The sequence below is a fragment of the Bradyrhizobium sp. UFLA05-125 genome (assembly GCF_059803515.1).
This window is the reverse complement of the sequence record NZ_JBANBJ010000007.1, coordinates 127,189-139,021: the sequence shown is the minus strand read 5'-3', so window position 1 is coordinate 139,021 and position 11,833 is coordinate 127,189. Positions and strand designations below refer to the sequence as shown.

The 11,833-nt window shown below is 57.1% G+C and carries 10 protein-coding genes and 1 pseudogene; 6 read left to right on the top strand and 5 right to left on the bottom strand.

The window, feature by feature from the left end; translation table 11 throughout:
• Window positions 1-110: 110 nt before the first annotated feature.
• On the bottom strand, window positions 111-1,190 hold the full coding sequence (locus SO156_RS10425; RefSeq protein WP_498534722.1) for an AMP-binding protein: 1,080 nt from the start codon (window positions 1,188-1,190) through the stop codon (window positions 111-113).
• A gap of 939 nt (window positions 1,191-2,129) precedes the next feature.
• Between SO156_RS10425 and SO156_RS10420 the strand changes: the two genes are divergently transcribed.
• From SO156_RS10420 to SO156_RS10410, 3 genes are all read left to right on the top strand, one after another.
• The gene (locus tag SO156_RS10420; protein WP_498534721.1) at window positions 2,130-2,435 is read left to right on the top strand and encodes a hypothetical protein; all 306 of its coding nucleotides are present in this window, start codon (window positions 2,130-2,132) and stop codon (window positions 2,433-2,435) included.
• 72 nt (window positions 2,436-2,507) lie between these two features.
• Complete coding sequence (locus SO156_RS10415; protein WP_498534720.1) at window positions 2,508-2,693, top strand: hypothetical protein; 186 nt, start codon at window positions 2,508-2,510, stop codon at window positions 2,691-2,693.
• 1,500 nt (window positions 2,694-4,193) lie between these two features.
• Complete coding sequence (locus SO156_RS10410; RefSeq protein WP_498534719.1) at window positions 4,194-4,553, top strand: pantoate--beta-alanine ligase; 360 nt, start codon at window positions 4,194-4,196, stop codon at window positions 4,551-4,553.
• A 1,209-nt stretch (window positions 4,554-5,762) separates the two neighbouring features.
• On the opposite strand, the gene SO156_RS10405 is transcribed toward SO156_RS10410, so the two are convergent.
• The gene (locus SO156_RS10405; RefSeq protein ID WP_498534718.1) at window positions 5,763-6,134 is read right to left on the bottom strand and encodes a nuclear transport factor 2 family protein; all 372 of its coding nucleotides are present in this window, start codon (window positions 6,132-6,134) and stop codon (window positions 5,763-5,765) included.
• A 412-nt stretch (window positions 6,135-6,546) separates the two neighbouring features.
• Between SO156_RS10405 and SO156_RS10400 the strand changes: the two genes are divergently transcribed.
• The 3 genes from SO156_RS10400 (at window position 6,547) to SO156_RS10390 (ending at window position 9,038) form a co-directional block, all read left to right on the top strand.
• Window positions 6,547-6,768: a hypothetical protein gene (locus SO156_RS10400; protein ID WP_498534717.1), complete on the top strand. Its 222-nt coding sequence runs from the start codon at window positions 6,547-6,549 to the stop codon at window positions 6,766-6,768.
• Between the two features lie 1,152 nt (window positions 6,769-7,920).
• The gene (locus tag SO156_RS10395; RefSeq protein WP_498534716.1) at window positions 7,921-8,454 is read left to right on the top strand and encodes a thiamine pyrophosphate-binding protein; all 534 of its coding nucleotides are present in this window, start codon (window positions 7,921-7,923) and stop codon (window positions 8,452-8,454) included.
• On the top strand, window positions 8,442-9,038 hold the full coding sequence (locus tag SO156_RS10390) for a thiamine pyrophosphate-dependent enzyme (RefSeq protein ID WP_498534715.1): 597 nt from the start codon (window positions 8,442-8,444) through the stop codon (window positions 9,036-9,038). The genes SO156_RS10395 and SO156_RS10390 overlap by 13 nt, the downstream gene beginning before the upstream one ends.
• A gap of 474 nt (window positions 9,039-9,512) precedes the next feature.
• Here the strand turns inward: SO156_RS10390 and SO156_RS10385 are convergent.
• The 3 genes and pseudogenes from SO156_RS10385 to SO156_RS10375 form a co-directional block, all read right to left on the bottom strand.
• Window positions 9,513-9,991 (bottom strand): annotated as a pseudogene (locus SO156_RS10385) (IS66 family transposase); the annotation flags it as partial.
• Between the two features lie 404 nt (window positions 9,992-10,395).
• Window positions 10,396-11,655, bottom strand: coding sequence for a D-amino acid dehydrogenase (locus tag SO156_RS10380; protein ID WP_498534714.1), 1,260 nt, complete (start codon window positions 11,653-11,655; stop codon window positions 10,396-10,398).
• Entirely contained in the window at window positions 11,652-11,831 is a 180-nt protein-coding gene (locus SO156_RS10375; protein WP_498534713.1) for a hypothetical protein, read from the bottom strand. The genes SO156_RS10380 and SO156_RS10375 overlap by 4 nt, the downstream gene beginning before the upstream one ends.
• Window positions 11,832-11,833 lie beyond the last annotated feature (2 nt).

The window sequence follows — 11,833 nt, the reverse complement described above, 5'->3', positions numbered from 1 at the left end:
GTCCGGTTCAACCATTTCGGAAGGGACACCGACGACAGCGGATTCGTCCACACTGTGATGCGAGTTGATCACCTGCTCTATCTCCCAAGCAAAAACGTTTACACCCCGCCTTAGCAAGCTGTCACTCGGCCTTCGAGATTGAGGTGCGTCAAATTCTGCGCCTCCGAAATTCCATACCCTTCGTGAATCTTCACGACGAACCCTTCTTCAAAGGCGCGCCAGCTATGTTTGGGTGCTGCTGTGCCCCAGGCGATGCGGATTGGATTGTCGCGGTTGTCCGGACGAGCTGGCTGTTTCAGGAGGATGTTCATCGCTTCGCCGAGATGATGCAGAATCGTTGCCCTTGACGCGCGGATTTGATTCCAGCATTGCGCCTCGCTGAACCGCTCGACCATCGCAATTGACACGCCGCGTTGCAAAGCGATGGCGACGGTCATCCAGCCAGTAACATGATAGAACGGCTCCCAGAGAAATAGGACGTCTCCAACCCGGACATCAGCGAGGATAGCGGCATTCTTTGCACCGGTTTGAAAGCAACGTTCGGACATGACGATCCCCTTTGGCTGCCCGGTCGTTCTGGACGTATAGGCGATCGTATGTACTCGACTGAGCGTTGGGGGAAAGGGCTCGCATCCCGCAGCATGTTTTGCGAGAGAGAGCATGCCGAACGGTCGTTCGAGATCGAGATCGACGGCATTGCGCACCAATATCTGCATACCGACAAATCGGATATCATCCAGGGCTGCTCTTGCCTCTGGCACAAAATCGGCATCGATGATGAAGAATTGTGGCTCGGCGTTGTTCAGCTGGAGCGCAATGCCCATGCCCTCCAGATGCGTGCTTAGCTCGACACTGATCGCACCGATCCAGGCCTGAGCAACAACGACGTGAGCGGGGTGATTCCTCATCATCAGCGCGATCCTGTCGCCCGATTTGGCGCCCATCTCGCGAAGCTTCGACGACACGGACGAGACCCGCTGTTTCAAGTCCGAGAAGCTGACAACGGCGTTTTCAAAGTGCAGAAAGTCGTTGTCCGGTCGTTCCCGGCATTGTTTGGTGATCAACTCGTGAAGCGTCAGCATTGGAGTTCCGCGCTCGCCAGGAATTCTTCGAGAATTCGCGCACTCATCGGCCGAAAGGCCAATACCAAATTCGGAAGCATTGATACCGGATTGGAATTGGTCAGGCAAAATCGGAACAATCCCCGGTATGAGGGCCGCCGGAATAACTGCCCCCGCCTAGACCACAAAGCCGAAGTTGGCCTTGCGAAGGGACCCGGGCTGATCGTCCGGCGATCGGCGGTTGGGCTGACGAACACGAGCTTGCGGTCTTGGCCATTTTAGGGCGAATGCTTCGTACGATGATGGCGCTGGATTTGAAGGAGTCTCATGGGCCGATCACGGCGGCCGAAGGACGGACATTGGTACTCGAAAACACATTGCTGGTGCGTCCCGCCGCGCTCTCCTGATTGACGCGCTGCTGTTCGGCATCGACCCCGAGCGGACTGGAGGTCGAAGAGCACTGTGCTGCGACGACCGGCCGACCCGGATCGCCACCCAGACCCGGCACGTCCTTGGGGATCTCCGGTATTGTCCTTCCGGCAGGCGCTGAAACCGAAATAACTATGCTTACGAAGACGCAGTGGCATCGAACTGGGGGGACGTTCGAGGGGATCACCCCTTCGAGTTGCGTCGAAGGCCGCTGAGGGAGTTGAGGCAAGGGCGGAACTCGCGAAATCCTGCACTATCAGATCAGCTGGGTCAAAGGCTGTTAAAGCCGTGTCGAGCCAAGAAGACGCCCGGCGCCTGGTGGAATCGGCCGATGCTCGCGACACTCTTAGAGATCTATTCCGTCAGCTCTACGGTGTCAGCGAAACCATGATCGCAAATGACGGTTAGGTGTACAAGTGACCCGAACAAGTGATCGATCTGATACCGGTTAAGTTCTTGTTCGCCACAAGATCACGGCTTTTGAGGTGGTCGAGACAGGTCCGTCCGATCTGGTCCCAAGAATAGGCCGAAAACAGTTGAAATTGGCTCGACGAGCCAGAAGGGTTAGGCCACCAAGCTTGCCGCCGCAAAGGCCTTCGACTGAAGGGAGGCCTCGACGGCGCGTGTGCCGTTACCGAATTGCTGAAGACGCAGGCTGATCGCGCCGCAGCGAAGGTCAAGGAGCTCGCCGACAGCAAAGTCGTCCTGGAGAAGAACCTTCCCGACAAGGTCACCGCCGTCATGGAGCAGGCCGAATCAGCAGGCGGCGTTCGCCAGCGCCGAGTCTCCCGCGAGCGCGCGTCGGCTCGCCGCGATCAACCCGTCCCGCGATATCTTCGTGCCGATCATGCATGCGCTCAGTTCCGCACACCTCAGCTGAAAGGCGTCCTCTTCGAGTGTTATCCTAGCTCTTTCGGTATCAGCGTCAATTTGGCGGCCGCCTAGCGGGTGCGCCAAGTTTCTCACGCTCGATGACGTAACGTCGTGCTCTGACTCCGGGGCCATCAGTTTCATCTGATGAACGTGATCAAAGGACAATTTGCCCGGCCCGGCGTCCTCAATGGTCCGCAGCTTATTCTGCTGAGCCACGACACCGTCCTGGAGAAGCTATCCAATACGGATGCCAACGAGAGCGGCTGGTGGCATCAGTGCATTCACGCCTTGTTTATACGGGAAACACCGATGATGCCCGCCCCCGGCTAGACAACACCTCGAGTTCAAGTTCGAAGAGGATCTCTAAAATCGGCATTCCCGTGCCGATCGGCATCGCTTACAATAACGATAAGCACAGGCGAAAACTCTGATAGACGCTATCAAGGCAACCGTCGACCTTCACGAGGCCGCTTGGCGCCTGATCTTTTTTGTCTGCCCAACTCGCCGGCCTCGGCACTTCCGTCGCAACCATTGTAAGCAACTACCTATCGCACTGGTCGACGGACAGACCCACACTTTCACGGCACCGCCCCTAAAGGTTATGCAGGCGATCCAGAAGCTCGATTACTCGGTCTGCGCGGAAGGACGTAAGTGGCACGCGTTCGTTGGCGCGGGAGCATCGGTACTTGTCGGATGCACGACATGGGAGCAGCTCGTTGAGAGAGAGCTAAGGGCTGCATTGCTGCGAACAAGTCTCCCCATGGCCAAATGGACCAAATTCGGAACTTCGGGCCGCGCGTGAAGCCTTCCATCAGCGGACCGTTGAAGCAGGCGCGGATTGAAAATCGAATCCGCAGAGACTGATCAATCCGACCAAGGGTATCCAGAACAATGACATGGGGCGGCGCGTCTAACGCATCCTCGGCACAGCAGCACCTTGTCGCGACGACCTACGATGCTTGGCTCGACGAAGGTTTTCAGATGTGCCGCTATCGTCAAATGAAGGCCGACCTGCGCAAGATCACGTCGTTGATGGCGCGAGGTAGGTAATCACATTATTCCCCAGTGATTGGCGCCGTCTACCGATGAGCAACGATGCAGCTTCGCACCGAAAGAAAACACGATCGCGAGAAAGCGCGAGAGCAAGCGCAAGTCTTTTGCATTCGTTCGGTACGCTACGTACGCAAGTTCTTCTTCTAATACGAGTTCGATTGGACTACTTCACTGAAGAAATGTTGTTCGAGGCATGTGATCGATTTACAAGGCAGCATTCGAATCCTCGGTCCTGGTGTTCGAATCTGACTTAGCCAAGATCGCCGAGTGATCGGCGGTACCTTGCGGTAGCCCCGCTGCCGCTGCCCACATGGGCGTTTCCTCCCTTAACTTGGCCGCCGGTTTTTCCACCGGCGGCCCTTTTTCGCGTCAGCAAGCCAACGTACGCGACTGACGTCGGTCTTCCAGAAATACAGCGGTTGGTTGAATGCCGGTAATGACATCACGCCACTGGTCAGCTTGCAGCCCAACCTGACTGAGCAATCGTCACTAGCATGGGAGCTGGTAAAGAACAGGGACGGGACGTCCAGCACACCGCGCTTCCGCGGTCCGGATCTCGACAGCGCAAGACCGGCTAAACCGACCCGCTGCGCCGACTCGGCTCAGGCTGGCGACTTTCCTCGGGTCCAGCGCATCGCCGCCCAGACCTATCAGCACACCACCTCTCTCGGACGCCGCATCAGCGCTGGTCGTTCTGGAACGGCAGGACGCATTCGAGGAGGTCCGAGCGCATTTCGCGAGATGCTGCGTACGTGACTTTGCGAATATGCCCTGAAAATGATCTGCGTCATGCGTTGCGTGCGGGCATATTCGCGCTTACTGATCGAGACTGTCAGTCTGGCGCCCTCAGGCCGGGGCATTTTTGAGAAGTGCGACGGTGGCCTGCAAACTGTCAACGCAGCGCAGCCAAATCTCACCTTTTTCAGACAAAAAGATTTGCAGCAGTACTCAGTGGTGCGGCGCATAGCTGTTGATCGCAATCCTCCGATCGAGATCGTTACGGTACCAACCGTGCGCGAAGCTGACGGATTAGCGATTAGTCGCCACAATCGATATGTTCGCGGCGAAGAACGTCACAGGCCCTTGCCATCGACCATGACCTATTCGATACGTTTCGCGCTGGCGAGCACAATGTGATGCTAGTGGGCCCGAGTCTGCCGAAAAATCCTCCGGAACGTCCGGTGGTTTTCGGACCGCAGCTGATGTAGGCTCAACACAACTGATCGACAATGTAATTCCATCATCGCAGGCTCTGAAGGTCTTCACCAACTCGCTGACCGAATCAGCGATACTTGTCCGGTGACGGCCCTAGTTGCGTCATCTTGAACAGATGGCTGACCGCGCTTACGCGACGTTAGCGACGTTCTGAGGTCGCTAATTCCCGGGCATGAGTTCTTGGATACGCTTGGCAGGTGATCCGGCACGCGCGCCAGCACGGCGGCAAGCCAAGCACCAGCAAGGACAGCGAATTCATGCCGCGACGGACATCGGTGTAGTAGGTCGCAATCCACACCAGCACGCCCGACGCAATGGCGATCACCGTAGGCATCTATCTGCCAGCGCCGCCACGGCGGCCTTATCGCCGCGTCGACCGTACCCGTGATCGCATCCCAGCCCCGGCAGCAAACTCGATCTCGATCGACCCGTCGCTGCTGGCCAGCGCGACTGCGCAAAGCATCGGCCCTGATTCCGCTACATCATCGCCACTACAAAGCCAGGATGGGCGGCATCCTTCGGATCAGGCCGAAACGATCGTGGCCTTCGCAGCAGCAATGAGCGCGAACCGCCATATCGCAGCGCTGTTGCCGCAGCCTGGCGCGGCCCTTGTAAGCTCTCCAGGACGATCTTGAGCTTCTCATCCTCGGACCAGCCGCCCCCGTCTCCACCACCTCAAGCCGTTGACCTAGGCACAGCGCCCATCACTGCCCATAGGGACAGTTCTCAACTACACACCTCATTTCGGTAAGGCGGCCGTTATCGGCATTCAATTACCCAATACTTTGGCCACTCCGACTGTTCCGCTGGTCGGCGAAATCTCGAGTCGAAAGAATCACTTGTGATTCCTTGCTAAGCACCTGATTCGCGAGGGGGCTCGACGGGCTGACAATAAGGGATCGATCGGCAATGTCCATTTACGATCATTGGAAGGTGAATGTTGGATTGATCGAGAGATTAGTCGATGCAAGTTTCGGGATGCGCGGCTCGGCGACAGTTTCCGTAAACTGCTCACGCAGATTCGAACCACCATAGACAAAGCATTCCGCTCATGTGTCAGGATTGGGCAAATACCTAGGCAGCCTATCGCTCCGCGAAATCTGCCCGAGTTCATAGGCAGGGTTCCGAACCTCACCAAAGCGCGGATGTTTTTGATATGATTTTCCATCCATCGGCCAGCTTCATTAGCACCAGATAGTCGGTGAAGTAGTGTGGAGGAATCGACATTTGACAGCGCACCTTCACAGAGGCCGTCGCTTTATCATGTTGGTCGATAGTGAGGATAAGGTCTTCGCGCGGATACCCCAGGGCTTTTGAGGATTGACGCGCCCTTACGACGTCCAGCCATTCGGCCAATGAACGCACTTTCAGCTGGCCATTTTCTTGCCAGCGTAAGTCGAACATCGGATGACAAGCAGCAGCCAACTTATCGGTGTTGCCCTCGTACAATCCATCGAAAAGAAGCTGAATAACAGCCTCGATGCTTGAAAGATTAGTCGTCACGACTGGCCTCCCTTCTCTTCCGGTCGATGAAGATAGCAATTGGTACCTCAATCGCTAAGGAATTGCCGTATGACAGATCGCCTTTCGTCGCAAGTTCTGCGAGCTGGAATATTCGCGCGGGCAACGCATGAAGTAGATCATGATCCCAGGGGTGTATTCGCAAAATCACATTTTCGTTCGAAGCGTACGTAGCATCTCGTCTGTTTCCTCCAACAGCGTCGTCACCGGCTCCCTTACGATAGCCACCAAGCGCTGCATGCAACCCTTCACAGAACTTGCTTGTAACCCGTTGCGACTAAACATGGCGTCACCCCTCCGCGTTGCCGGTCCGGCTCGCGCCATCTGCTCTCTCTCGTCGTTAGGTCACGAGCAGTGTTGGCCAGCGACATCGCCACCTAAAGGCACTCTCGAGTTGGTAGGCGACCTATTTGTTGCAGCGCTACGCAATTTCACCGACCCGGAGAGCCGCATCCTGAGGACCAAGGACGGTTACATCCAGGGCTACAACGCCCAGGCCGTCGTCGATGGTACCCATCAGATGATCGTGGCGAAGACGCTGACCAGTTCCTCCAGCGATCAGGCGCAACTGGCGCCGTTGCTCGAGGAGATTAGAGCCAATTTGGAGGCCAACTGACGAAGTGTTGGCCGACTCCGTCTCCGCCGCCAATCTTCGCGTCATCAAACGGCGGCGGCATTGAGGGCCACATCGCCACCGGGAGGCAGAAGCACGGCACCACGTAAAGGCTTCAAGAGCCGGATCGTTGATCGCCAGGATGAGCACCAAGCTCAAGCGCGCCGGCTATCGAGGCCGCACTGGCAAGACTATTTTCCAGCCATGATACCGCGCCGACCGCGATCCTGTGAGGTCAGCCCACCAGGTAGGGTAGGTGCGTAGTCAATGGAGACATGTAACACTAGCCGCCAGCGACGATATGAAGCAAGCCATGTTCGACGACGAGCCAACGAGAGGCGCTGACCTTGATGCCCGATAAGGCCACACGCCGGAGAGCTTGCAAGAGCCGAGCTGGCGCGCGTTGGTTGCGAGTGAATCGGTCGCTATCATTGATTCGCGCGGCGGCTCGGGGCGGACGGAGACATTCGTCGTACAACATGAGAAGAGTTCAATTCTCGAGAATTTTGGCTCCGTTTTCCGGTTCCCGAACCGCATTACAGGCAACCGCCCTCCCGCAGCGCAATCGCGTCTCTATTCTGAGCGCAGATTTGGAGATCGATAATCGGTGCGACGCTCAGTAAGACTTTATGAGGCCGGCGACACGCAATAGCCAAATTGTATGTTGGACCGGTCAGCTAAATGCATGAATGCCCTTCGTGTCACAGCTGAATAGCTTGGTCTGGCGAAAACAACGCAACCTTGGAGAATACCACCATGGATGAAACGGCTGCGATCGATAATGTCATTCCGCGTACTGATATTGTCATACGAGCGGCGCGCATCGAGGCTGAGATCCGGAATATTGAGCTGTCGCGCGATTGGCGGACCAAGCTATCGCTGCAGGCCTGCTGCTTCAAGGTCATCTCCCCGTTGAACCGGAGGCTGGCAATTCGTCTTCACGCTCAGAAATCTTCTGCGACTCACCAGCAGCCGACACACGGATTTGAATTGGCGACTCGGGAGTGCAGACATTGGACGGAGGTCCGATCGCCGTCGGAGATCGTCTTGAGATCGTCGGCCTAAGCGTGATCCGCGGGCAACCCAAACATCGGAAGTGCGATGGGCGTGCCTCTCGGTGCGACGAGCGGCCCCTGACCCTAAAGGAGCAATACAATGGGTGCAGCAGTAGCTGGCCAGGAAGGCTGGCAAGAAGATGTGTTCCGCGTACTGAAGCAGCATGACGTGAAGCACGTCGTCTACGTTCCGGATAACAGCCATTCCACGGCGATCCGCTTGGCCGAGGCAGACAAAGAGATCAACGCGGTCGTGCTGACGACAGAGGAGGAAGGCATCGGCTACCTGGCCGGAGCGTGGCTGGGAGGCGAACGCGGCGCGCTTCTCATGCAGTCGAGTGGTGTAGGCAATTGCATCAACATGCTGGCACTCCAGTCCTGTGTGCGCTTTCCGCTTCTGATGGTCGTAGGCATGCGCGGAGATTGGGCGGAGTTGAATCCATGGCAGCGCCCCATGGGACAGGCGACCGAGAAGACGTTAAACTTGATGGATGTCATGACTTGGCAGGTGGACTATCCCAAGGACGTCGTACCCCTTCTGTATGGCGCCGCCGCCATGGCATTCAACGGGGATCATGCCTGTGCCGTACTGCTCGGCCAGCGATTGATCGGAGGACAGCAATGGGTGAAGTAGCTCAGTACGGTACGCTCGACCGCCGCGAGGTAGTAGCCCGCCTGCTTGGAGGTCGGAAGAAGATGTTGGTCGTAGGTGGTATCGGATGGGCATCGTTCGACGTCATGGCGGCCGGCGATCATGATAACAATTTTTACCTGTGGGGTGCCATGGGCAGCGCTGCGATGATCGGCCTGGGACTCGCGACGGCCCGCCCCGATCACTCGGTACTTGTCCTCACCGGCGACGGCGATATGCTGATGGGTTTTGGGGCGCTTGCGACCATCGCGATCTGTAACCCCGCCAACCTGACCGTGGCCGTTCTCGACAACGGCCATTTCGGTCAAACCGGATGGCAGGAAAGCCACACCGGACGGGGGCTTGCGCTCGAGCAAGTCGCGAAAATCTGTGGGTTCTCGTGGAGCGGCAGAATCACGAATCTCGCCGGCGTCGACGATTTGCGCGATCGCCTCAATAGCCGGTTTGGTGTGAAGTTTGCTGCGATCAAGATCGCGGCTAACGCTTCCCCACGGGTTCCGCCGCCTCGCGACGGGTCCTACGTCAAAAACCGCTTTCGTTCTGCACTCGGATTTGAACCTATCTGAGGCACATGTCATGGCAGCTGCGCGATTCCTCAACGTGGTCGACAGAAGGCCGTTGACGAGCGCGAGCGGGCGCTGACACTCGAAGATTCTCGTCACGGCTAAAACGTGACCGAGATGCCGCATTGCTCCGTCGAGGGCAATGGACTCGCGATTCAGGGCGCGCACTGCGCGTTCGTCGCGGGGCCTGACCGACAATGAACTCGAGCGGCGAACGGATTTGTGCGCCGGCTGGGCTATCTAATCATCGCGCGAGACGCCGAAAGCTCGCGCGCTGTAGGTACGTGGCAACGCCAAGCTACTTGCCAGATTGAAAGACAGGGGCGCGACCGCTACCAGGAGGCTGTTCAGTTAGCTCCGGGAAGCGGCACTATCCTAATGATAGCGGCTCATGCGGCGTCGCCTACTTGACGAGGTTGTGAGCGGTGCAGATCAGAGCCATTCGCCTTTGTCGATGCCGCGCAGCGGGGACTCTGCCTAAGCCTGTTTGATCTGTCCGAACCTAGGTGGCAAGCTGAGGCCGTCATCGGAGCGCCATGGCATAAGCGCGTCGATCTCGCTGCTCGGCCGTTGGCGATACGCTAAAGTGTTAGGGCGAGCCGCGCGAACAGATCGACGTGGTTCATCTTCGCTGTCGGCCGCAGTGTCGCGGTGGTCCGCCGCCATCGCTGCCAGCGAAGAGGCATTTTTTCTCGTGATTATTTGCGGCCTGACGGCGCGTTAGACAATGTTGGAGTCGAGCTCGATGCCACCATCGGTCAGGAAGCGCTCGAAGAAGGTACGGCGCGAGACGGCGTAGCGGATCGCCTCGGCGAGTTTTGGTTTGCCGGAGATCCGCCGCAAGGTCTGCTGCCAGGGGTCGAAGAGATCGCGACGATCGCCGCGGAGGCTTGCTGGCGCGCGGCAACGCCCGCGTCGGGGCTTTGAGTACGCACGATTTTCTCGACCTGCCAGAGTGAGAAACTGGCCAGTGTCTGCACCACGATGATCTGATGGGCACCATCGACGGCGGCCTGGGCGTTGCAGCCCTGGGTGTAACCGTCCTTGGTCCTCAGGATGCGGCTCTCCGGGTCGGTGAAATTGCGTTGGGCATCCGGGGAGCTGCCCAGGATCCGATAGATCAAGGCTTTTCCCGACCAGCAACACGATTAACCGCGAAACGGAACTTGCGGCACATAATCCTGCACAGCAGAGCTGGGCCTCATCGATTTTCCAGAGACTAAATTCCTTGCGCATCGCTGTGTAAGGAATCAGACTCGCATCCTCTCGACCGGTCACTACTCAGATAGTCTCCTGCTCGAACTTGCATCGCGAACGGCTCAGCTAATCACCCGGCACGAGGGAGCGAACTCGCGCCATGTCACAGCGCGTAATCCGTCGGATCGACGCAGCTGGTTAAAACTCGCCTCGCAATGATATCGGCAATCAGCTTTGCGGACCCGCATGCCATGGTCCATCCGAGTGGGCCGTGACCGGTGTTCAGGAAGAGGTTCGTATAAGACGTGGGTCCAACCAAAGGGGGCCCACCAGGCGTCATCGGCCGTAAGCCAGACCAATTCAGTGCAGCACTGGCGTCGATGTGAGAGCTCAGGGCGGGCAAAATTTTCAGGATGTCGTTCAGAACACGCCGACCTTCCTTCGCATCAACACGCGTGTCGTATCTAGTAAATTCGGCTCGACCGCCCATTCGTAATTGATCACCCATAGGAACCATCATTGCATGATATCCATCATCCATAATCGGGCGTGTGGGTCCTCCCTTCCACCCGTTTAGCGCAACGGTGACGGAATACCCCTTAACTGGAATGATCGGCAATGAAATACTTAAAGAGCGAGCCAAGATTGGGCTGTAACTGCCCAGGGAAAGAACATACGCATCCGCATAAACATCGCCTTGTGAGGTCGACACGTGTGAGATCCGTGAACACCGTCCTTTAACTATCTTTAGAACATCGGTTTTCATCAAGAACTGAGCGCCGAACTCAATGGCCAACCTCGCCATTTCATTCGTAAATTTGTGAGCGTCGCCACTTTCGTCATCCGGAAAGATGACAGCGCCAACGTAGCGATCAATAACAGCTCGGAGGCAGGGTTCCTTCTGAAGGATCTGATCTTGATTGAGCACCTCAAATTGGACCCCCCATTCCTCCATCTCGCGGCACACATCCAGGAACGCAGACATACGTCCACCCCGGGGAAAAACCCGCATTGTGCCACACGTCGTTTGATCATAGTTGAGGGTTGCGGTCTCGCGGATGCTGCGCAAGACGTCCAAACTCAACCTCGCGATTCTAATGTTGGAAATCATGTTGGCCTTGTGTCGCGCTTTAGTCGAGTTGGCAAGAAATCTGAGCCCCCAGCCCACGATGGACGGTATAGCGCTTGGGTTAATCTTCAAAGTCGAGTTGCGATCGAACAGCATCTTACCTAGCTGCCTCACCGTTCCTGGTGAATTCCACGGGCTGGCGTCGCTCGGTGTCATCAAACCGCCGTTCGCGAAACTCGTTTCCAATCCTGGTCTGTCGCGACGATCAACGACCGTGACCTCGTGCCCCTCCTTTGCAAGCATATAGGCTGTTGTGCTACCCACGACACCGGCGCCTAGAACGACAACTTTCATTTCACCACGACCTTTTCCATGTTCCGATACAAGCAGCGTGTGCGAGAGCTGCTGCCCCCACCACCGAACGTGGCAAACGTGATCGCTTCACCGTTGAACTGGGCAAAGAGCTGGTCCGGCTTCTGGTCCGCCTTCTTGTTGAAGTCTGTGATAAAGCCTTTAAGCGACTCGACCATGG

Bases quoted from the DNA above. Each gene is read 5' to 3' on its own strand.
- SO156_RS10415 (WP_498534720.1), top strand. From the start codon at position 2,508: ATGAACGTGATCAAAGGACAATTTGCCCGGCCCGGCGTCCTCAATGGT.
- SO156_RS10410 (WP_498534719.1), top strand. From the start codon at position 4,194: ATGATCTGCGTCATGCGTTGCGTGCGGGCATATTCGCGCTTACTGATC.
- SO156_RS10395 (WP_498534716.1), top strand. From the start codon at position 7,921: ATGGGTGCAGCAGTAGCTGGCCAGGAAGGCTGGCAAGAAGATGTGTTC.
- SO156_RS10390 (WP_498534715.1), top strand. From the start codon at position 8,442: ATGGGTGAAGTAGCTCAGTACGGTACGCTCGACCGCCGCGAGGTAGTA.
- SO156_RS10380 (WP_498534714.1), bottom strand. From the start codon at position 11,655: ATGAAAGTTGTCGTTCTAGGCGCCGGTGTCGTGGGTAGCACAACAGCC.
- SO156_RS10375 (WP_498534713.1), bottom strand. From the start codon at position 11,831: ATGGTCGAGTCGCTTAAAGGCTTTATCACAGACTTCAACAAGAAGGCG.